Raw genomic sequence first — 20,443 nt, 5'->3', positions numbered from 1 at the left:
CTTGTACTTATTCGCTTAAAAAGAACCTCGCCCTTAAAAGCGAGGTTTTTTTACGCCTGTAATTTATGGGTAAATGCAGGACCCTGCAGGAGGTCGCCCTTTGTCCAGACGCCTCGCTGTCGCGCAGCAAACAAAAATCTGTAGGAGCTGCCGAAGGCTGCGATAGGCCGGGGTCGCGGGCGACCGGCACTCCTTCAGCGGTATCACGAGGGCGACCGGTTCCCGGTCGAATCGCAGCCTTCGGCAGCTCCTACATATTATTTTTAAGTCACTAAGTTATGCGTTGTTTGATAAGACTGCGCAACACCTCTCGCCAACACGTCGGCTCCTACAGCTAGCGTTAGTCGTCGCTAACGGTAATGCTCGGCATTGCCTGCGATTGCGCTTCCTGCAGAACGATCCGCGCACCTACATGCCGGGCCAGCTCCTGATAGACCATAGCAATCTGGCTTTCAGGCTCAGCGATGACCGTAGGCTTGCCGCCGTCCGCCTGCTCTCGAATCAACATCGACAAGGGCAATGAGGCCAGCAACTCGACGTCGTATTGCGCCGCCAGCTTCTGACCGCCACCTTCGCCAAACAAATGCTCTGCATGACCGCAGTTAGAGCAAATGTGTACCGCCATGTTCTCCACGACGCCCAACACCGGAATGTTCACCTTACGGAACATCTCCACGCCCTTCTTCGCATCCAGCAATGCCAGATCTTGCGGTGTGGTGACAATCACAGCGCCCGCCACCGGGACTTTCTGTGCCAGTGTCAGCTGAATATCCCCAGTGCCTGGCGGCATGTCGATAACCAAATAGTCCAGATCATCCCACGCGGTCTGCGTAATCAATTGCAGCAGAGCGCCAGAAACCATGGGCCCACGCCAAACCATTGGTGTGTTGTCATCGGTCAGAAACGCCATGGACATCACTTGAATTCCATGGGATTCCAAGGGCACGAACCATTTTTGGTCCTTGATTTTCGGCCGGGTGCCTTCCGCGATGCCGAACATCACGCCTTGGCTTGGGCCGTAGATATCGGCATCGAGAATGCCGACCCGCGCCCCTTCGCGAGATAACGCCAGCGCCAGGTTCGCAGCAGTAGTGGATTTACCCACCCCGCCCTTCCCCGAGGCCACCGCCACAATGTTTTTCACATTGGCCAGGCCCGGGATCTGCTCCTGAGCCTTGTGCGGGGCAATTACGCTGCGCACCTCGACCTTGGCCGACGACACGCCATCAAGCCCTTCGATGGCGATTTGCAGCATTTGCGCCCAGCCATTCTTGAACAACGCGGCGGCATAGCCGAGTTCAAGCTGCACGGCGACGCGATCACCCTGAATGTCGATGGCACGAACACAGCCAGCGCTGACAGGATCCTGATTCAAATAAGGGTCGGTATATTGGCGAAGAACGGCTTCCACCGCTGCGCGATTAACGGCGCTCATGGCTACTCCCGAGAATAAAGACTGAGTAAAACAGGCGGCTATCCTACCCCTTATGCAGCCGTTCGGCATGTTTTAGCCATGAGCTTAACGTTGCGTTGAATGCGGTCAATATGTGACGGCGGGGTGAAAAATATCGCCCAGACCTTTATAGTGGCCGACCTCCGTTCCACTTCAAGTAGCCGAGCCCCATGTCCGAGCCACGCAAGATCCTCGTCACCAGCGCCCTGCCCTACGCCAATGGATCAATCCACCTTGGCCATATGCTTGAGTACATCCAGACTGACATGTGGGTGCGCTTTCAAAAGCACCGTGGCAATCAGTGCATCTACGTCTGCGCGGATGATGCCCACGGCTCGGCAATCATGCTGCGTGCTGAAAAAGAAGGGATCACTCCAGAACAACTGATCGACAATGTAAAGGCTGAACACAGCGCCGACTTTGCCGACTTCCTGGTGGATTTCGATAACTTCCACTCTACGCACTCGGATGAAAATCGCGAGTTGTCGAGCATGATCTACACCCGACTGCGCGATGCCGGGCACATCGCTACGCGCTCCATCACTCAATATTTCGACCCGGAAAAGCTGATGTTCCTGGCCGACCGCTTCATCAAGGGCACCTGCCCGAAATGCGGCACGGAAGACCAATATGGTGATAACTGCGAGAAATGTGGTGCGACCTATGCGCCGACTGACCTGAAGAACCCGAAATCAGCCATTTCCGGGGCCACGCCGGTCTTGAAGGAATCGCAGCACTTCTTCTTCAAATTGCCCGACTTCGACGCCATGCTGAAAAGCTGGACCCGCAGTGGCACGCTGCAAGAAGCCGTCGCGAACAAAATCGCAGAATGGCTGGATGCTGGCTTGCAACAGTGGGACATCTCCCGGGACGCGCCGTATTTCGGTTTCGAGATTCCTGGTGAGCCGGGCAAGTATTTCTATGTGTGGCTGGATGCGCCGATTGGCTACATGGCCAGCTTCAAGAACCTGTGCGCACGCCGCCCCGATCTGGATTTCGATGCGTATTGGGCCAAGGACTCCACCACCGAGCTGTACCATTTCATCGGCAAGGACATCGTTAATTTCCATGCGCTGTTCTGGCCGGCCATGCTCGAAGGCGCAGGCTTCCGTAAGCCAACCGCAATCAACGTCCACGGCTACCTGACCGTCAATGGCCAGAAGATGTCGAAATCTCGCGGGACCTTTATCAAGGCCCGTACCTACCTTGACAATCTGCCGCCGGAATACCTGCGTTACTACTACGCGGCCAAGCTCAGCCGTGGGGTCGATGACCTGGACCTGAACCTCGAAGACTTCGTGCAGAAGGTCAACTCGGACTTGATCGGCAAAGTGGTCAACATTGCCAGCCGTTGTGCAGGGTTCATCCACAAAGGTAACGCCGGTGTGTTGGTTGCGGGCAACGCAGCGCCCGAGCTGACCGACGCATTCCTCGCTGCTGCGCCAGGCATCGCAGAGGCGTACGAGGCGCGAGATTTCGCCCGCGCCATGCGTGAAATCATGGGCCTGGCTGATCGCGCAAACGCTTACATCGCCGACAAGGCGCCCTGGTCGTTGGCCAAGCAGGAAGGCAAGCAAGATGAGGTTCAGGCCGTTTGCGCGCTGGGCATCAACCTGTTCCGCCAACTGGTGATTTTCCTCAAGCCGGTGTTGCCGCTGCTGGCTGCCGATGCCGAGAAATTCCTCAACGTCGCGCCGTTGACCTGGGGCGATCACCTGACGCTGCTGAGCGATCATCAGCTCAATCCGTTCCTTGCGCTGATGACCCGAATTGACCCGGTAAAAGTCCAGGCCATGAGCGATGCGTCGAAAGAAGACCTGACCGTCAGCCAGACCTCGGTTGCCCCGCAAGGCAATGGCGAATTGGTCAAAGAACCGCTGGCCGCCGAGATAGACTTTGATGCGTTCGCTGCGGTCGACCTTCGGGTAGCATTGATCCTCAAGGCCGAACACGTTGAAGGCGCCGACAAACTGCTGCGTCTGACCCTGGATATCGGCGATGAACAGCGCAATGTATTCTCCGGGATCAAGAGCGCCTATCCGAACCCGGCCGAGCTTGAGGGCCGCTTGACGATGATGATTGCCAACCTCAAACCACGGAAAATGCGTTTCGGTATTTCCGAGGGGATGGTGATGGCGGCGGGCCCTGGAGGCGAGGAAATCTACCTGCTTAGCCCGGACAGCGGTGCCAAGCCAGGCCAACGAATCAAGTAAACCCTGCGTCAAGCCCACGAGCCTCACCGTTCGTGGGCTTTTTTATGCAAGAAGCACACGCTCAGCCTGCTCGGTACTATCTTTTCTGAAGGCCAGTCATCCGTTCGACATCCCATGACAAAAATCAAGCTCACGCCATGAACCTGATCACCAGCATCGACGCCCTGTTGCCACAAACTCAATGCGGGAAATGTGGCCACCCCGGCTGCAAACCCTATGCAGAAGGGATCGCAGCTGGCGAAGCGATCAATAAATGCCCACCTGGTGGCGACGAAACCATCGTCGCGCTCGCTCGTTTGCTGAAAGTGCCGGTGATCCAACTGGACATTCAGCGCGGCCCGGCACCGGCGCAGGTCGCGTTCATTCGCGAAGCGGAATGCATCGGTTGCACCAAATGCATCCAGGCTTGCCCGGTGGATGCGATTCTCGGTGCGGCAAAACTGATGCACACCGTCATCATTGACGAGTGCACCGGTTGCGATCTTTGCGTGGCGCCATGCCCAGTGGACTGCATCGAGATGCATGCGCTGCCCCTTGGTAACGAGACAGCCCTTGGTAGTGTCGTGCCTATCGTTGGCGGCTTGGCTTTTGGTACTGAGCAGCAACAAGCACGCACGGCCAAACGCAACCATGCGCGCCGACGTTTCGAGCTACGAAACGATCGAATGCATCGAGAAGAAGAAAAGCGGCAGGGGGAACGTCTGGCACGTGCGCAACGCGTGGCAACCGCACCCGTAGCCTCCGATACGGCGAACGACCTGGTGCAATCGGCCATCGAGCGTATTCGCGCCCAAAAAGCGGCTGCCAGCGACCAAGCGCTGAAAAAGGCCAAGATCACCTTGGCCATGAACCGCGCGCAACTGAACAAATCATTGAAAGCCTTTGGCCACCCGCCAACCCGGGAGCAGCAGCAACAGCTGGTAGAGTTGCAGCGCGAGTTCGAAGCGGCCGAGCAGGCTCTGAATTTCTTCGAAACAACCACCGTGACGCAACCCAACGTCGTCGTGGGCTCGCACACGACACGCTTATCATGAATACGCCCGCTACTGAGCGCTGCATTGTGGCCGGCCACCAGCGCCCCGTCAGCCACTGCGCTATTGTTTGGACCCATTCGCCCAAGTAAACGCCAAGTGTCGGCTACCAAGCGCTAATCTACCCCTCCGCCTTCAAGGAAACGCTGCATCCATGAACGCTGCTAAACGCCTGGAAATTTTTCGTCGGCTGCATGAGGACAATCCAGAACCGAAAACCGAACTGGCCTATGGCTCGCCTTTCGAACTGCTTATCTCCGTGATCCTTTCCGCCCAATCGACCGATGTCGGAGTCAATAAAGCGACTGCACGCCTTTATCCCGTGGCGAATACCCCTCAGGCGATTTATGACCTCGGCGTTGCCGGGCTTTCCGAGTACATAAAAACCATCGGTCTTTACAACGCTAAAGCAAAAAACGTGATCGAAACCTGCAGGTTGTTGCTCGAACGGCACGGTGGGCAGGTGCCTGAGACCCGCGAAGAGTTGGAAGCGCTGCCTGGTGTCGGACGTAAAACGGCGAACGTGGTTCTCAACACAGCCTTTCGCCAGTTGACCATGGCAGTGGATACCCATATTTTTCGGGTCAGCAACAGGACAGGCATAGCCAAAGGCAAAAATGTCGTCGAAGTAGAACGCCAGCTTATGAAATTTGTTCCTAAAGATTTCTTGCTTGACGCCCATCACTGGCTGATCCTCCACGGACGCTACGTGTGCCAGGCCCGCAAGCCCCGCTGCGGCAGTTGCAGGATTGAAGACTTGTGTGAATTCAAGGAAAAAACGTCCGACGATTGAGCGATAGTAGTTTTTAGAGGTGATCGATTGAAAAAATCTTTTTTACCCGGTCAGGATTTGCCGCTATAAGGTCCGCCAATGAGAGCCTAAGCCTGGAGTCACTTTATGAGCACTGGCAAAGAGCAACTGGACGAGGACGACGATTTCGTCGCGGTTGAAACGGACGATGAAAACCAACCGCCTGTGGAACAGGCAAAAACCAATTTGAGTAAACGTCGTACCATTGACAATCTACTGGAAGAACGACGCTTGCAGCGTAGATTGGCCGATTATGACTTTGATTTATAAGATATTTTGTGGTCGTAAAATCAATGCATGCGGTATAAAGCCTCTCGTCCGCGAGAGGCTTTAGCGCAACCTTACCCTTGAATCATCAAGGTTGGTACACCCTGTATCTTCCTGCCTGATACGCCTTCCTTACGCCTCTGAACGTCATCATACCAACCCGTTGCGTTGCGCTAGCTCGATCAGGTCTACCAAGGAGCGAGCGTTGAGTTTTAACAGCAAACGGGTTTTGTAAGTGCTGACAGTCTTGTTACTAAGAAACATTCCATCCGCAATCTCCTTGTTGGTCTTTCCCCGCGCCAGCTGCTGAAGCACCATCATCTCCCGGCCGGAGAGCCGATCAACCATGTCCGTCTCACTGGCATTGCCCATGCTTGAGCGCACAGTGTGCAGTGCCTGGTTCGGAAAATAGCTGTACCCGGACAACACCGCCTTGATTGCACTCAGCAGTTCGGTGAGGTCTTGCTGCTTGCACACATAACCCGCAGCCCCCGCCTGCATGCAGCGCATGGAGAAATGACCCGGCGCTTGCGAAGTCAGAATCAACACCCTGAAAGGTAGCGTCATCGCAGACAGACGAGCGATAACTTCCAACCCATCCAGTTTCGGAATGCCGATGTCCAAAATAACGATATCGGGTAAATGCTCGCGAGCAAGTTGCAAGGCATCCACGCCATTGTCCGTTTCCGCGATGACTTCATAGCCATGGCGCTCCATTAGCATGCGTACAGCAAGCCGAATGACGGGGTGATCATCCACGATCAGCACTTTATTCATGAGCAAGTCCAATTTTCGCTGTTCAAATTGTCAGAGTCAGCACAATAGCCTAGTCGTTTAGTGCTTTGCATAGCGCACCTCCTCGAGGACCAACAGCCAAAGACGATTCCTACATGAGCGAGAGACATTTCCTACAAAAGTCCTCATGTACATGAAGTTTCTGGCGTCCATTCGCAACGCGTTTACCTCGCGGGCTAAAAAAATGGTTGCACCTCCGTTTGTCGATCTACTGCATATTGATTCACGTAATAGAATTATCGCCGTTCGGTCAAGCATATCCCCGCTCCCTTAGACTATTCAGCACTAGCCTCGATTCCTATTAGCAACATAGGCCGATCGTGTCGCATGGCCACTAGCCAGCACTTCAGTAGTTTTTATTTTAGATCCTCATCCCTGGAAATCAGAACCTGGCGATGCGCGGCATCGGCAAGACAAGCGCACGTTCAAGGTTCATCGCTCTTGTATCAGCAGAATAAATCGAATTGTCTGACATACCACAGAACTACGTACAGAGAATTATTACTAATTCCATCCAGAGGATTTGCGAAACGATTGTGCAAACTATCCTTTTAAACAGAAAATGGTAGCCATGTTGTTACCTATAGGAAAAAGACTACATCCCGACAAGACATTTCCTACATCCTAAAACCTTTGCCGGCGTGCTTGACGTTTGATCGGTCCTACAATTTAACTTAAAAAATCAGCAGCAGAGCCGTCCGGGAAATTCTCACGCCACGTGTGTCCGGCAGCGTTAAAAAACAGCCATAGCCTGCTGCCCTTGACAAAACAATTCCGCCCTCTACTTGATGGGAAATTAACCCCGAACCGGCGTTATGGGCTCGTTCGACTTGGAGTTAATGCTATTCATTACAGTGTTACTAGTCTCAAAAGCGCAAAAAGGAAACGTACTACATCAGACACAGAAGAGTGGCGAATAAAAAGTAAGCGATTCGCACTCCTGTCATTACATTTTATCCCTTCTACTTTTTTCTCTTGCAAAACCTATTACCACTCGTTACTTTTTATCGACAGGCACTTCAATAGTTTCAAATTGAGTGCTGTTGCGCACTTCTGAATAACAGATTATCGGCCCGCCGCTCGCTGGCAAAAAAAGCCCCTTCTTGGGTATAACCGAGCCGATAGGACTCACCTTTTTGGGCCGACCCATGGAGAAATCCACCTCCATGGCGGACCACCACGGGTGTGTTCTATCCAACGGTTAAGCCTGCTGCCGTCTACAGAACAGGTACAGCACCATGAATAATAAAACCCCTAGCCCCTCGTCCCTATCTATGCCCGAACTCGACTTGACTAGCGCCGTAGAACGCTTCATTCAACAAGGAGGTGTTATCCATGTAGTGCCTGTTGGGGAAACCGCCGAATTCCCCAGCGAGTTATCACGGGCTGCAAAAAATGATATCGAAACAGAGGAAGACGGTCATAAAAAAGTCGAACTATTAAAGAGCTTGGTGGCGAAGGGGGCTGGAGTGAATTCACTGCAATACTCACTGCGCATGAACAAGAAAGACATTAAGCGAATGGCAAGAGAACAAAGCCTTAAAATCTCGTACAGCCGTCCTGTTCGCATAGCCAGAAGCGAAACGACAAGAGACCTCGACAGCGTGAGCGATGAGACAGCCGGCCACGCCATGCACTACTCCGGCTTGGGCTACAACGTCGTTGAAATAGCACAGCAACTGCGCTTGACCGTGCGCCAGGTATGGAAAATCGGGCGGGACTATCGGTTCGACTTCAAACAGACGAGGGACCCCACAATCTGCGACCCGCCAACAGCGGAATGAGCGATGGCATCCACTTGCCATTGTGTTTAAACGAAGCCTGCTCTCAACTGTTTATTGCAAAGATATAGACAGTACGCTTAAAGACAGTTGAGCACTTGCTCCGCCACCCATTAGAGTAATAATAGCCATGATTAAAAATTCAATCAAAGCACTCACCCCAGTCCACGTCATCGCGCTGTTCGCCAGCCTGTGTGAAGCTTCGGCGGCCACGGCGCTGCCCTACCTCGACGAGAACAACCAAGGGATCTACGTTTGGTTTCTTATCGCCTTCCCGTCAGCATTAACTTTTTTGTTCTTCTTGACGCTAAACTTCAATCATAAAGTTCTATACGGTCCGTCAGACTTTTCCAACGAGAACAACTTTTTGAAAGCCATCAAAAAATCTGAACTTAAATAATCAGCCGGTGCACATTGCCCGAAATCAAAACCGCACGCACTATGGCAGTCCTTGATGCGCCCCGTAGGGCACAGCAAAGACAACGATTTATCAGAACAGCTTGCGGCCTTTATTGGCCGCGATGCGCATGCGTAACGCATTTAACTTGATGAAGCCGGCTGCATCGGCCTGGTTGTAAGCACCACCGTCCTCTTCAAAGGTTGCGATGTTGGCGTCGAACAAAGACTCATCCGATTTGCGACCAGTAACGATCACGTTGCCTTTATACAACTTCAGACGTACGACGCCGTTCACGTGTGCTTGTGACGCATCGATCATCTGTTGCAGCATTAGCCGCTCAGGGCTCCACCAGTAGCCGGTGTAGATCAAGCTGGCGTATTTGGGCATCAGCTCATCTTTGAGATGAGCGACTTCGCGGTCCAGGGTGATGGATTCAATAGCGCGGTGAGCGCGCAACATGATGGTGCCGCCCGGGGTCTCGTAGCAGCCGCGGGACTTCATGCCAACGTAGCGGTTCTCGACGATGTCCAGACGGCCAATGCCATTTTCGCCGCCGATACGGTTCAGCTCAGCCAAGACGGTCGCAGGGGACATTTCAACGTCGTCCAGCGCGACGATATCGCCGTTGCGGTAAGTCAGCTCAAGGTAAGTAGCAACGTTCGGCGCGTCCTCTGGCGACTTGGTCCAACGCCACATGCTTTCTTCGTGCTCAGTCCAGGTGTCTTCCAGCACGCCGCCTTCATAGGAGATGTGCAGCAAGTTGGCGTCCATGGAGTATGGCGATTTTTTGTTACCGTGGCGCTCGATCGGGATGTTGTGCTTCTCGGCGTAATCCATCAGTTTTTCCCGCGACAGCAAGTCCCACTCGCGCCACGGAGCAATTACTTTGACGCCTGGTTTAAGCGCGTAAGCACCCAATTCAAAACGGACTTGATCGTTGCCTTTACCGGTCGCGCCATGGGAAATGGCATCAGCGCCGGTTTCATTGGCGATTTCGATCAGACGCTTGGCGATCAAAGGACGCGCAATGGACGTACCCAACAGGTACTCGCCTTCGTAGACCGTATTGGCGCGGAACATCGGGAACACGAAGTCACGCACGAATTCTTCGCGCAGGTCATCAATGTAGATTTCTTTGACGCCCATGGCTTGTGCCTTGAGGCGTGCCGGCTCGACTTCTTCGCCTTGACCCAGGTCAGCGGTGAACGTCACTACTTCGCAGTTATAGGTATCCTGCAGCCATTTCAGGATTACCGAAGTATCCAGGCCACCCGAATACGCGAGAACTACCTTGTTTACATCCGCCATGCCATCACTCCACCGGGTTGTACGGAAAGCGGAGGATTCTACCGCTCAAACCCATGGCTTTACAGAGGCGCGACAGCTTGTGACGACCAAGCGACAGTTAATGTCGACCGAACCAACAATCGCAGCCGATTACGACGTTGATGCAGCCGATCCCGCTGTTACGACCGCAGGTATCTTGTCAACCGGCGGCAACCGTTCGAGTTGCACGCTGACGCGCCGGTTACGGGAGCGATTGGCCGCATTGGTGTTTGGAGCCAGCGGGTAGCGTTCGCCATGGAAGCGCATGACGATTTCTTTCTCGGGAACACCTTGCGCCTTGAAGAAATCCATTACAGCCAGCGCTCGGCGCCTGGACATATCGCGGTTGGTCAATCGATTGCCGCTGTTGTCGGAATGGCCATCGAGTTCAATGTGATTCACCGTCGGGTCGGCCTTCAGGAAGTCAGCAATGACCTGCAGCTTGGCGCGCGCTTGCGCATCAAGCTCGGCATCACCAGCGGGAAATCCCACTTGCGCTTGCCTGACCTGTTCATAGTTTTTGGGCAATAGCTTGGCGGTGCAGGCTTGGTAATCGACGAATGCTTTGTTAAACCTGACAGGCAGCAAACGTACTTCCAGCAGATTTCCTTCCTCGCTTTGATGGCGGATCAGCGGACTGCGGCCTTCCAGCAGACCTGCCAGCAGACGTCCCGCCTGCCCTTGGGAGGTATTGAACGGAACCGCACCATTGTTTACCCGCACCGCGCCGAGGTTGATGTCGCCTCGGCCGGGCTGCCAGGGTGCCGCCGCCGCCAGCAGCGTGGCCGAACCAGGGGTCAGTACCCCTCCGTTGGCTTTCAGACGGAAAGTGGCTTGCTCGCCCGCACGACGAACGAATTCACCCGCACCGAAATCAGTGATGGGTTGGGTCAGGCGACATTCGAATTTATCACCTTCGACTTTCCATTCGATGCTTTCCAGACGCGTCTGGAAAGTGATAGCCACCGCCGGCAAACTGGCAAACACGCTAAGCAAGGCTAAATAACGCTGGCGCACGGGAGGCTCCACTAGAAATACTGCATACGTCTGGCTATCGGTTAGTTCTGGGAAAACTTGATAGCGAGTGCCTGGAAGAGTGTTTTCCGGTAGGATTCCCAGCGAGTTTGACCCGCCTGGAATCCCCAATGTCTGACCGCCTGACCCTTCTACGTCCCGACGACTGGCACATCCATTTGCGCGATGGAGCTGTTTTGCCTCACACCGTTGCTGACGTTGCGCGTACTTTTGGCCGCGCCATCATCATGCCTAACCTGGTTCCGCCGGTTCGCAATGCCCGGGAGGCTGACGCCTATCGCCAGCGCATCCTCGCTGCACGCCCGGCCGGTAGCCGCTTTGAGCCGTTGATGGTGCTTTATCTGACTGACCTGACACAACCGCAAGATATTCATGCGGCAAAGGCCTGCGGCTTCGTCCATGCCGCAAAACTGTACCCGGCCGGAGCGACCACCAACTCCGATTCAGGCGTCACCAGCATCGACAAAATTTTCCCTGCCCTTGAAGCCATGGCCGAGGTTGGCTTGCCACTTCTGGTCCACGGCGAAGTGACACGTGGCGAAATCGATGTGTTTGACCGCGAAAAAACCTTCATTGCGGAGCATCTGCGGCGCGTCGTAGAGCGCTTCCCAACATTGAAAGTGGTCTTCGAGCACATCACGACGCGCGAAGCAGTTCAGTTCGTCAACGAAGCCTCAGCCAACGTTGGCGCAACCATTACCGCCCATCACCTGCTTTATAACCGCAACCACATGTTGGTCGGCGGCATTCGTCCACACCTTTATTGCTTGCCGGTTCTCAAGCGCAATACTCACCAGGAAGCATTGCTCGACGCCGCCACCAGTGGCAGCACCAAGTTCTTCCTCGGTACCGATTCTGCACCCCACGCCCAGCATGCTAAAGAAGCAGCGTGCGGCTGCGCCGGTTGCTACACCGCGTACGCGGCGATCGAACTCTACGCCGAGGCGTTTGAAACCCGTGATGCGCTAGACAAGCTGGAAGGTTTCGCCAGTGTTCACGGCCCGGCGTTTTACGGCCTTGCAACCAACCGCGACACCATAACGCTGGTCCGTGATGAATGGACCGCACCCACCAGCCTGCCATTTGGCGAGCTGTCCGTAATTCCGCTGCGCGCCGGTGAAAAACTGCGCTGGCGCCTGCTGGAGGAACACGCGTGAGCGAAGATCATTTCGACGACGAACAGGAAGGCCATGGCGGCGGAGGGGGCTCCAGGCACCCGATGGCGGCCCGCTTCCGCGGCTATCTGCCGGTCGTTATCGACGTAGAAACCGGCGGATTCAACTCGGCCACCGACGCTCTGCTGGAAATTGCCGCTGTAACTATCGGCATGGACGAAAAAGGTTTCGTATTCCCTGAACACACGTATTTCTTTCGCGTAGAACCGTTCGAAGGCGCTAATGTTGAAGCCGCAGCGCTAGAGTTCACCGGCATTAAACTTGATCACCCTCTGCGCATGGCCGTGAGTGAAGAGGTGGCGCTGACGGATATTTTCCGCGGGGTGCGCAAAGCATTGAAAGCCAATGGCTGCAAGCGGGCCATTCTGGTCGGTCATAACGCCAGCTTCGACCTGGGTTTTTTGAATGCGGCCGTTGCGCGGATGGACATGAAGCGTAACCCGTTTCACCCCTTCTCCAGTTTTGACACCGCGACCCTTGCTGGCCTGGCTTACGGCCAAACTGTATTGGCCAAGGCCTGCCAGGCCGCTGACATCGATTTCGATGGCCGCGAAGCTCACTCAGCGCGCTACGACACTGAAAAGACCGCAGAGCTGTTCTGCGGCATCGTCAACCGCTGGAAACAGATGGGTGGCTGGGAAGATTTCAACGACTGATAAGGGTCGCGTTCAGAATAAACCGGCCGTATGGCCGGTTTTTTTACGCCCAGATTTCTGCCTGCGTGCAGGTAGCCCGTCCGTCGCTGGAATGAATTAACACGACATCTCAATGAAAGTTGTTTTGACAAGCATTCTCATTAACATTAGTATCCGCTGCATTGAGCCACAACCAACGACGGTTCTCACTTATGTATGTATGCCTCTGCCAAGGTGTGACTGATGGGCAAATCCGGGACGCGATTCTGGAAGGTTGCTGCAGTTACCGCGACGTCCGCCAAACATTGGGTGTTGCCAGCAAATGTGGAAAATGCGCCACGTTCGCCAAGGAAATCGTGCGTGACACGCTGACGGAACTGCAAAGCAGCCAGGCAGGGATGGGCTATCCCGCAGAATTTTCAGTTGCCTGACTCTGTTTAGTTTAAAGAACCGGACCTCGCGTCCGGTTTTTTTATGCCTGTAATTCAAGCGCTTAGGGCTAAGATGCGGAACTCAAACATTCTTATTTGTATTTAATCTATATATTATTCAACAACTTAGGTTTGACAGAGGTAATAACGCGGCTCAGACTTGTGGCTTATCTAGAGAGCCAACGGCAGGCAGTCAAAATGAAAGGCGACATCACAGTCATCCAGCATCTCAACAAGATCCTCGGAAACGAGCTGGTCGCAATCAATCAATATTTCTTGCACGCCCGCATGTACCAGGATTGGGGCTTGAAAAAGCTCGGCGAACACGAGTATCACGAATCCATCGACGAGATGAAGCACGCCGACAAACTGATCAAACGGATTTTGTTCCTGGAAGGTCTGCCCAACCTCCAGGACCTGGGCAAAATCCTGATCGGTGAGCACACCAAAGAAATGATCGAGTGCGACCTTAAGATCGAACAGAAAGCCTTGGTCGACCTTAAAGACGCCATCAAGCACTTTGAAGTCGTCGGCGATTTTGGCAGCCGTGAGCTGCTGGAAGACATTCTTGAGTCGGAAGAAGAGCACATCGACTGGCTGGAAACACAACTGGGCCTGATCGATAAAGTCGGTATTGAAAACTACCTGCAATCGCAGATGGGCGACTGATTCAGCTGTCGCCCCATTGAAAAAGCCCCGCTTTCCATGGAGAACGGGGCTTTTTCAGGTCTGCTGGCTGAGAACGGCGCATCGGTTACACCGTTTCAAACCGCTTGCAAACGAACCTGCCCGCAATCGCGGCAGGCTGACACCCGCAATCAAGCGTCGGCTTTTTCAGCGGCTGCTTTTGCGGTTGCGTCCTTGATCTGGGTCTGCAAATCGCCACTGGCGAACAACTCAGTAATAATGTCGCTACCGCCAACCAGCTCACCACCGACCCACAGCTGCGGGAAGGTTGGCCAATTGGCATATTTAGGCAGGTTTGCACGAATTTCGGGGTTCTGCAGGATGTCGACATAAGCGAACTTTTCGCCACATGCCATCAATGCCTGGGAAGCTTTTGCCGAAAAACCACACTGTGGCGCATTTGGAGAGCCTTTCATGTAAAGCAGAACGGTGTTGGCGTTGATCTGCTCTTTAATCGTTTCGATGATATCCATGGAACACCTCGGCTAAACTTTCCGACTCAGATGTCGGCACGGTCGCGCATTGTAGCCCAAACCCGAGTAACACGCTCGGACTCTCCCCTGGCTATCGACCATTGACTAATGAAACTCACGCTGCGGCGACCTGCACCGGTACGCCATTCAGCGCGGCGTTACCAGACAGCCTGTCTAATTGACGCTCATCGGTCAAGTCATTGGCACTGACGCCCGGCTGATTTCCCGCAATTTCCATCTGCACGCCGGGGCGCCCATGGCCCCATCCATGGGGTAGGCTGACCACGCCGGGCATCATCTCCAGACTGCCTACGACCTGCACTTCAACCATGCCCACCCGGGAACTTACGCGAACCCATTGCCCATCGCTCAGCCCGCGGCTAGTCAGGTCATCGGGATGCATAAGTAATTGATGGCGCGGCTTACCTTTCACCAGTCGGTGGTAATTGTGCATCCAGGAATTATTGCTCCGTACATGCCGACGACCGATCAATAGCAGTTCCCCGGCTTGAGGCACCTCCACCGCCGCGAATCGGGCAAGGTCAGCAAGGATGACCTCCGGCGCCGCCTGAATGCGTAGGTTGGCGGTTTTCAGACGCGGCTGGAGATTCGGCTTAAGCGCGCCCAAATCCAGGCCGTGGGGGTAATCACGCAGCAGCTCCACGGACAGCTTGTAGTCTGAAGCATCGCCATACAGCCCAGCACGTAAGCCACGATCAATCATCTGTGACGGCGCGATGGTAGGTTTCAGCTCTCGTTCGGCTTTGGCGGCAAACGCCTGGGCCAAGCCGACAAAAATTTCCCAATCGTGTAAAGCGCCCTTCGGCTTTTCTAGAATGGCGCGGTTAAAACGAGTGACGTTGCGCACGGCGAACATGTTGAAGGTGGTGTCGTAATGGTCATTTTCCAGCGCTGAAGTGGAAGGCAGAATAAGGTCGGCAAAACGCGTGGTTTCGTTGATGTACAGGTCAATGCTGAGCATGAACTCCAAGCCTTCGAGGGCTCGTTCCAACATGCGCCCGTTGGGCGTCGACAGCACCGGATTGCCCGCCACAGTGATCAACGCGCGGACCTGCCCTTCCCCCTGGCTCAGCATTTCTTCGGCCAGGGCTGAAACCGGCAACTCCCCGGCGTATTCAGGTAGTCCCGACACGCGACTTTGCCAGCGATTGAAATGCCCGCCCGAGGTCGAGGCCACCAGGTCCACTGCGGGTTCGGTGCACAGCGCTCCGCCCACCCGGTCAAGATTACCTGTTACCAGGTTGATCAATTGCACCAGCCAATGGCACAGCGTGCCGAAAGCCTGGGTGGAGATGCCCATCCGCCCGTAGCAAACCGCTTTGTCGGCTGCGGCGAAGTCCCGGGCCAACTGGCGAATGTGTTCTGCGGGCACTCCGCACCGCGGGCTCATCGCTTCGGCATTCAAATGCTTGATAGAGTGGCGCACCTCCTCCAGCCCATCCACCGGCAAGTGGCTGGTACGGGTCAAATGCTCTTCGAACAAGGTGTTGAGCAAGCCGAACAGTAACGCGGCGTCACCGCCGGGACGTACAAACAGATGCTGATCGGCAATGGCTGCGGTTTCGCTGCGACGAGGGTCCACGACCACTACTTTACCGCCCCGCGCCTGAATCGCTTTCAAGCGTTTCTCTACATCGGGGACCGTCATGATGCTGCCGTTAGAGGCGAGAGGATTGCCGCCCAGGATCAACATGAAGTCCGTGTGGTCGATGTCAGGGATCGGCAACAGTAGGCCGTGGCCGTACATCAAAAAGCTGGTCAGGTGATGGGGCAGTTGGTCAACCGAGGTCGCAGAATAGCGGTTGCGGGTTTTCAATAATCCGAGGAAGTAATTGCTGTGGGTCATCAACCCGTAGTTATGCACGCTGGGGTTGCCTTGATAAACCGCCACCGCGTTTTGGCCCTGACGCTGCTGTATGGAAAACAAGCGCTCGGCCGCCAGGTCAAACGCAGCTTGCCACTCGATGGGTTGCCATTGCGTACCCACTCTGAGCATCGGCTGCCTGAGGCGATCAGGGTCGTTTTGAATGTCTTGCAGCGCCACCGCTTTAGGGCAGATATGGCCACGACTGAAGCTGTCCAGGGCATCACCTTTGATTGAGGTGATCCGGGTACCTACACCCTCTTCATCGGTGGTTTCGATGGTCAGCCCGCAGATGGCTTCACACAGGTGGCAGGCACGGTGGTGGAGAGTCTTGGTCATCGCCAGCCTCATTTTGTCATGAACGATCTCAGCGATCGCGGAAACAAAACTATGGCGTTTGGAGGACGACTACGCCAGAGACGTTTGTCATGTGAATCGGATGGCATCAGGCAGGCAGATGCCGGTCGATTAGCCGATGGGCACGACCGTTTTCAGCGTCATCTGCACTTCATGGATGGTTTCGATCTGCTCTTGAGCAATATGTACGCCTGTCAGCTCACCGATCAAACGCCAATGCTCATCCAGACCCGCACTGATGGTCGCCATGCGATCAATCATGTGCTTGCCGGCCATGCGGGTGACTTCGTCCTTGCTGCGCAGCAATTCGAAAGACATGGAGGTCATCGATGCGGTGAGGTGCGTCAGCGTGCGGGCAGTAAGCCCGAGTAGTTCCGTTAATTGCTGTTCTTTAGAATCCATTCGCCAGTCCGCCCCGCACGTTAAGCAAGCGACCTTTATAACCCAGCGCCGCAAATTAAGAAATGGTCTGCAGCGGGCAAAAGTGCGGTCTGTATCAGGTAACGGTTTGTCACCGTTACAAGATTGGTACGAATTGCCAATGCGCGGGAGCACAGTGTACAACTACGCCCAAGTTGTTGAAGTTGGCTCGCTATTGGCAATACGCGACATTTGCTTATACCATCGCGCCTTCCCTATTCGTCGCCCCGTGCGGCTTTCGCCGCAGGTCTCGCCCGTTTTCCCGATAAAACCCGGCTTTGAGTATCTGCGGTCTGTTGCAAAAAGGTAGTTAATGATGAGCGCAAGGCACTTTCTCTCGATGATGGATTACACGCCAGAAGAGCTAGGCAGCGTAATTCGTCGCGGCATAGAGCTGAAGGACCTGCGAAATCGCGGCGTACTCTTCGAGCCCTTGAAAAACCGGGTTCTCGGAATGATCTTCGAGAAATCTTCGACTCGGACACGTGTTTCGTTTGAAGCCGGCATGATCCAGCTGGGCGGTCAGGCAATCTTTTTGTCCCCGCGCGACACCCAACTGGGACGAGGCGAGCCTATCGGTGACGGCGCTCGCGTTATGTCACGCATGGTCGACGCCGTGATGATTCGTACATTTGCCCATAGCAATCTGGTCGAATTTGCCGCCCATTCCAGCGTCCCGGTGATCAACGGTCTGTCCGATGATCTGCACCCATGCCAACTGCTGGCTGACATGCAAACCTTCCTGGAGCATCGCGGCTCGATTCAAGGCAAAACCGTGGCCTGGATCGGCGATGGCAACAACATGTGCAACAGCTATATAGAAGCGGCAATCAAATTTGATTTCCAACTGCGTGTCGCATGCCCCGAGGGTTTCGAACCCAGCCCGGCATTTTTGGCCCTGGCCGGGGATCGTGTCAGCGTTGTCCGCGATCCAAAACAAGCGGTCAGCGGCGCCCATCTCGTCAGCACTGACGTCTGGACGTCCATGGGCCAGGAAGAAGAAACCGCCAAGCGTCTGGCCCTGTTCGCACCGTACCAGGTGACCCGCCAATTGCTGGATCTTGCGGACAAAGATGTGCTGTTTATGCATTGTTTACCGGCGCACCGTGGCGAAGAGATCAGTCTCGACCTGCTCGACGACCCACGTGCGGTACCTTGGGACCAGGCCGAAAATCGCCTGCACGCGCAAAAAGCGCTGCTTGAGTTTCTGGTTGAACCGGCCTACCGCAGCGCATGAATCAACCCGCTCTGCTGAGCCTGCGCAACCTGGCGTGTGGGTATCAGGATCAACCCGTGGTGCAGCAGCTTGATCTGCAACTTAACGCGGGCGACATCGGTTGCCTGCTGGGCTCTTCCGGATGCGGCAAGACCACCACGCTGCGTGCCATCGCCGGCTTTGAACCACTGCTTGAAGGCGAAATCAGCCTTCACGGTGACATTATTTCCCGCGCCGGGTTTACGCTAGCGCCTGAGAAGCGCCGAATCGGCATGGTATTCCAGGATTACGCGCTGTTTCCCCATCTGAGCGTGGCGGATAACGTCGGTTTTGGCATACGAAACCATCCGCACCTCAAACGGGTGACAAGCGAATTACTCGAACTGGTCGGCCTGGGCACACTGGGCACACGTTTCCCCCATGAGCTGTCAGGCGGTCAACAGCAACGGGTTGCCCTGGCCCGAGCGCTTGCACCGGAACCACAGCTATTGTTGCTTGATGAGCCCTTCTCCAACCTCGACGGAGAATTGCGCAGACGCCTCAGCGGTGAAGTTCGCGACATTCTCAAGGTACGTGGCACCAGTGCGATTCTGGTGACTCATGATCAGGAAGAAGCCTTCGCCGTCAGCGATCAAGTCGGCGTGTTCAAGGAAGGCCGTCTCGAGCAATGGGACACGCCCTACAATCTCTACCACGCGCCGTTGACGCCCTTTGTCGCGAGCTTTATCGGTCAGGGATTTTTCGTTCGAGGTCAGGTTATTGATGCGGCATCGGTGCAAACCGAACTGGGTGTCCTGGGCGCAAACAGCACATTTCCCCAGGGCACGGCCGTAGACGTACTACTGCGTCCCGACGGTATCGTTTATGCGCCGGACAGCCAGGTGAAGGCGACGGTGATGAGCAGAACCTTCCAGGGGTCGTCGACGCTGTATCGGTTACGACTGCCTTCGGGTAGTCCGTTAGAAGCGCTGTTCCCGAGCCACGCCAATCACCAGCCCGGTGAAGAGGTCGGGGTTCGGGTGAAAGAGCAGGCCGTGGTGGTGTTTAAAGCGAACCCGAAGCCACGGTAGAAGCCAACTTGTTGGCGATATAAGCACCACCGGGTATGTTCCAGGCGTACCGCCTCGCCCGCCTCGCAACAAGTCGGCTACAGATTGAATTCCCGCAAGCATTCACCCCAGCAACAATGTCCCGCTCGCCACCAGCCTTGCATGGCCGCCGATTTTGACCCGGTCGCCTTCGAGACGGCAAAACAACTCACCGCCTCGGGCCGAACATTGATAGGCCGTCAGGCTGAGTTTACCGAGCCGGCCCGACCAGTAAGGAATCAGCGAGCAGTGGGTTGAACCGGTTACAGGGTCTTCAGCGACACCTATGCCCGGCGCGAAATAGCGTGAGACAAAATCATATTGCTCGCCCCTTGCGGTTACGATCACCCCGGGCCAAGGCAGCCGGGCCAAAGCGGCCATGTCTGGCTTGCATTCACGTACGGCCTGTTCGGACTCAAGTATCACCATCAGCTCGACTGAGCCGTAAACGTTGACGATATCCACGCCAAGCGCGCGTTCCAGTTCGATGGTCACCGCTGAACTGGTGGGCACCATTGCCGGGAAGTCCAGCACCAAACGGTCGTTTTCACGGGTAACACTCAGCGCCCCTGTCTTGCCAATGAAGTCGATGCGATCGGACGGTTCGTTATAGATCTCAAACAACACATGCGCGCTGGCCAACGTCGCATGACCACACAGCGGTACCTCTGTGGTCGGGGTGAACCAGCGGATGTGCCAGCCCTGGGCTTCACGCACCAGGAAGGCCGTTTCTGCCAAATTGTGTTCAGCCGCGATGTGTTGCATCAACTCGTCAGCCAACCAACTGTCGAGCCGATAAACCATGGCCGGGTTGCCGCCGAAAGGCCGCTCGCTGAACGCGTCTACCTGATGATATTCAAGCTGCATACGGGCACATCCCTGCTGTGTTCGAGTCATTATTTGAAACGAAGCATGCACTTCAACTGAGTGTATCGCCAGTCACAGAAGGGAGGTTTAACAACAA

At 55.1% G+C, this 20,443-nt stretch carries 20 protein-coding genes; 12 read left to right on the top strand and 8 right to left on the bottom strand.

Annotated features, from left to right (window positions below):
• Positions 1-340 precede the first annotated feature (340 nt).
• A complete protein-coding gene (gene apbC / locus JWR17_RS22280; protein WP_299834879.1) occupies positions 341-1,435 on the bottom strand; it encodes an iron-sulfur cluster carrier protein ApbC in 1,095 nt (364 codons plus the stop codon).
• A gap of 188 nt (positions 1,436-1,623) precedes the next feature.
• Between apbC and metG the strand changes: the two genes are divergently transcribed.
• The 4 genes from metG (at position 1,624) to JWR17_RS22260 (ending at position 5,778) form a co-directional block, all read left to right on the top strand.
• Entirely contained in the window at positions 1,624-3,666 is a 2,043-nt protein-coding gene (metG, locus tag JWR17_RS22275; RefSeq protein ID WP_299834877.1) for a methionine--tRNA ligase, read from the top strand.
• A 98-nt stretch (positions 3,667-3,764) separates the two neighbouring features.
• Positions 3,765-4,700 carry an electron transport complex subunit RsxB gene (gene rsxB / locus JWR17_RS22270; protein ID WP_299834890.1) on the top strand — a complete coding sequence of 312 codons (936 nt, stop codon included), beginning with the start codon at positions 3,765-3,767 and terminating at the stop codon, positions 4,698-4,700.
• Positions 4,701-4,851: 151 nt separating this feature from the next.
• Complete coding sequence (gene nth / locus JWR17_RS22265) at positions 4,852-5,490, top strand: endonuclease III (protein ID WP_299834889.1); 639 nt, start codon at positions 4,852-4,854, stop codon at positions 5,488-5,490.
• Positions 5,491-5,595: 105 nt separating this feature from the next.
• Positions 5,596-5,778 (top strand): PA3496 family putative envelope integrity protein, encoded by a 183-nt coding sequence (locus JWR17_RS22260; protein WP_299834875.1) that lies wholly within the window; start codon positions 5,596-5,598, stop codon positions 5,776-5,778.
• A 147-nt stretch (positions 5,779-5,925) separates the two neighbouring features.
• On the opposite strand, the gene JWR17_RS22255 is transcribed toward JWR17_RS22260, so the two are convergent.
• The gene (locus tag JWR17_RS22255; protein ID WP_299834874.1) at positions 5,926-6,552 is read right to left on the bottom strand and encodes a response regulator transcription factor; all 627 of its coding nucleotides are present in this window, start codon (positions 6,550-6,552) and stop codon (positions 5,926-5,928) included.
• Between the two features lie 1,256 nt (positions 6,553-7,808).
• Here JWR17_RS22255 and JWR17_RS22250 point away from each other — a divergent pair.
• Both JWR17_RS22250 and JWR17_RS22245 read left to right on the top strand, forming a co-directional pair.
• Positions 7,809-8,354, top strand: a complete 546-nt coding sequence (locus JWR17_RS22250) for a hypothetical protein (protein ID WP_299834873.1) — start codon at positions 7,809-7,811, stop codon at positions 8,352-8,354.
• 127 nt (positions 8,355-8,481) lie between these two features.
• Positions 8,482-8,751, top strand: coding sequence for a hypothetical protein (locus JWR17_RS22245; protein ID WP_299834871.1), 270 nt, complete (start codon positions 8,482-8,484; stop codon positions 8,749-8,751).
• Positions 8,752-8,841: 90 nt separating this feature from the next.
• Here the strand turns inward: JWR17_RS22245 and JWR17_RS22240 are convergent, their stop codons facing one another.
• Positions 8,842-10,059, bottom strand: a complete 1,218-nt coding sequence (locus JWR17_RS22240) for an argininosuccinate synthase (RefSeq protein WP_299834870.1) — start codon at positions 10,057-10,059, stop codon at positions 8,842-8,844.
• A 129-nt stretch (positions 10,060-10,188) separates the two neighbouring features.
• Positions 10,189-11,094, bottom strand: a complete 906-nt coding sequence (locus JWR17_RS22235; RefSeq protein ID WP_299834869.1) for an OmpA family protein — start codon at positions 11,092-11,094, stop codon at positions 10,189-10,191.
• 128 nt (positions 11,095-11,222) lie between these two features.
• Between JWR17_RS22235 and pyrC the strand changes: the two genes are divergently transcribed.
• The 4 genes from pyrC (at position 11,223) to bfr (ending at position 14,022) form a co-directional block, all read left to right on the top strand.
• Positions 11,223-12,269, top strand: coding sequence for a dihydroorotase (pyrC, locus tag JWR17_RS22230; RefSeq protein ID WP_299834868.1), 1,047 nt, complete (start codon positions 11,223-11,225; stop codon positions 12,267-12,269).
• Positions 12,266-12,943 carry a ribonuclease T gene (rnt, locus tag JWR17_RS22225; RefSeq protein WP_299834866.1) on the top strand — a complete coding sequence of 226 codons (678 nt, stop codon included), beginning with the start codon at positions 12,266-12,268 and terminating at the stop codon, positions 12,941-12,943. Before pyrC ends, rnt begins: the two co-directional genes overlap by 4 nt.
• 191 nt (positions 12,944-13,134) lie before the next feature.
• Positions 13,135-13,353 carry a bacterioferritin-associated ferredoxin gene (locus JWR17_RS22220; RefSeq protein WP_299834865.1) on the top strand — a complete coding sequence of 73 codons (219 nt, stop codon included), beginning with the start codon at positions 13,135-13,137 and terminating at the stop codon, positions 13,351-13,353.
• A 198-nt stretch (positions 13,354-13,551) separates the two neighbouring features.
• Positions 13,552-14,022: a bacterioferritin gene (bfr, locus tag JWR17_RS22215; protein ID WP_299834863.1), complete on the top strand. Its 471-nt coding sequence runs from the start codon at positions 13,552-13,554 to the stop codon at positions 14,020-14,022.
• A 149-nt stretch (positions 14,023-14,171) separates the two neighbouring features.
• Here the strand turns inward: bfr and grxD are convergent, their stop codons facing one another.
• The 3 genes from grxD to JWR17_RS22200 all read right to left on the bottom strand — a co-directional run bounded on the left by grxD (position 14,172) and on the right by JWR17_RS22200 (position 17,157).
• Entirely contained in the window at positions 14,172-14,513 is a 342-nt protein-coding gene (gene grxD / locus JWR17_RS22210) for a Grx4 family monothiol glutaredoxin (RefSeq protein ID WP_299834862.1), read from the bottom strand.
• Positions 14,514-14,628: 115 nt separating this feature from the next.
• Positions 14,629-16,737, bottom strand: coding sequence for a molybdopterin oxidoreductase family protein (locus tag JWR17_RS22205; protein ID WP_299834860.1), 2,109 nt, complete (start codon positions 16,735-16,737; stop codon positions 14,629-14,631).
• A 129-nt stretch (positions 16,738-16,866) separates the two neighbouring features.
• Complete coding sequence (locus JWR17_RS22200) at positions 16,867-17,157, bottom strand: hypothetical protein (RefSeq protein WP_299834858.1); 291 nt, start codon at positions 17,155-17,157, stop codon at positions 16,867-16,869.
• A 334-nt stretch (positions 17,158-17,491) separates the two neighbouring features.
• Here JWR17_RS22200 and argF point away from each other — a divergent pair, with 334 nt between their 5' ends.
• Both argF and JWR17_RS22190 read left to right on the top strand, forming a co-directional pair.
• On the top strand, positions 17,492-18,412 hold the full coding sequence (argF, locus tag JWR17_RS22195; RefSeq protein ID WP_299834856.1) for an ornithine carbamoyltransferase: 921 nt from the start codon (positions 17,492-17,494) through the stop codon (positions 18,410-18,412).
• A complete protein-coding gene (locus tag JWR17_RS22190; protein ID WP_299834854.1) occupies positions 18,409-19,461 on the top strand; it encodes an ABC transporter ATP-binding protein in 1,053 nt (350 codons plus the stop codon). Before argF ends, JWR17_RS22190 begins: the two co-directional genes overlap by 4 nt.
• A 102-nt stretch (positions 19,462-19,563) precedes the next feature.
• Here JWR17_RS22190 and JWR17_RS22185 read toward each other — a convergent pair whose 3' ends face one another.
• The gene (locus JWR17_RS22185) at positions 19,564-20,346 is read right to left on the bottom strand and encodes a PhzF family phenazine biosynthesis protein (RefSeq protein WP_299834852.1); all 783 of its coding nucleotides are present in this window, start codon (positions 20,344-20,346) and stop codon (positions 19,564-19,566) included.
• Between the last annotated feature and the right edge of the window lie 97 nt (positions 20,347-20,443).

Source organism: Pseudomonas sp. (genome assembly GCF_028293835.1).
Classification (GTDB): domain Bacteria; phylum Pseudomonadota; class Gammaproteobacteria; order Pseudomonadales; family Pseudomonadaceae; genus Aquipseudomonas.
The sequence above is the reverse complement of the archived record's forward strand: the minus strand, read 5'-3'. Positions and strand labels throughout refer to the sequence as shown.

Coding starts and splice junctions, on each gene's coding strand:
- JWR17_RS22205 (WP_299834860.1), bottom strand. CDS start 16,737: ATGACCAAGACTCTCCACCACCGTGCCTGCCACCTGTGTGAAGCCATC.
- JWR17_RS22190 (WP_299834854.1), top strand. CDS start 18,409: ATGAATCAACCCGCTCTGCTGAGCCTGCGCAACCTGGCGTGTGGGTAT.
- JWR17_RS22260 (WP_299834875.1), top strand. CDS start 5,596: ATGAGCACTGGCAAAGAGCAACTGGACGAGGACGACGATTTCGTCGCG.
- pyrC (WP_299834868.1), top strand. CDS start 11,223: ATGTCTGACCGCCTGACCCTTCTACGTCCCGACGACTGGCACATCCAT.
- JWR17_RS22185 (WP_299834852.1), bottom strand. CDS start 20,346: ATGCAGCTTGAATATCATCAGGTAGACGCGTTCAGCGAGCGGCCTTTC.
- JWR17_RS22245 (WP_299834871.1), top strand. CDS start 8,482: ATGATTAAAAATTCAATCAAAGCACTCACCCCAGTCCACGTCATCGCG.
- JWR17_RS22255 (WP_299834874.1), bottom strand. CDS start 6,552: ATGAATAAAGTGCTGATCGTGGATGATCACCCCGTCATTCGGCTTGCT.
- argF (WP_299834856.1), top strand. CDS start 17,492: ATGAGCGCAAGGCACTTTCTCTCGATGATGGATTACACGCCAGAAGAG.
- JWR17_RS22200 (WP_299834858.1), bottom strand. CDS start 17,157: ATGGATTCTAAAGAACAGCAATTAACGGAACTACTCGGGCTTACTGCC.
- JWR17_RS22240 (WP_299834870.1), bottom strand. CDS start 10,059: ATGGCGGATGTAAACAAGGTAGTTCTCGCGTATTCGGGTGGCCTGGAT.
- bfr (WP_299834863.1), top strand. CDS start 13,552: ATGAAAGGCGACATCACAGTCATCCAGCATCTCAACAAGATCCTCGGA.
- apbC (WP_299834879.1), bottom strand. CDS start 1,435: ATGAGCGCCGTTAATCGCGCAGCGGTGGAAGCCGTTCTTCGCCAATAT.
- JWR17_RS22250 (WP_299834873.1), top strand. CDS start 7,809: ATGAATAATAAAACCCCTAGCCCCTCGTCCCTATCTATGCCCGAACTC.
- grxD (WP_299834862.1), bottom strand. CDS start 14,513: ATGGATATCATCGAAACGATTAAAGAGCAGATCAACGCCAACACCGTT.
- nth (WP_299834889.1), top strand. CDS start 4,852: ATGAACGCTGCTAAACGCCTGGAAATTTTTCGTCGGCTGCATGAGGAC.
- metG (WP_299834877.1), top strand. CDS start 1,624: ATGTCCGAGCCACGCAAGATCCTCGTCACCAGCGCCCTGCCCTACGCC.
- JWR17_RS22220 (WP_299834865.1), top strand. CDS start 13,135: ATGTATGTATGCCTCTGCCAAGGTGTGACTGATGGGCAAATCCGGGAC.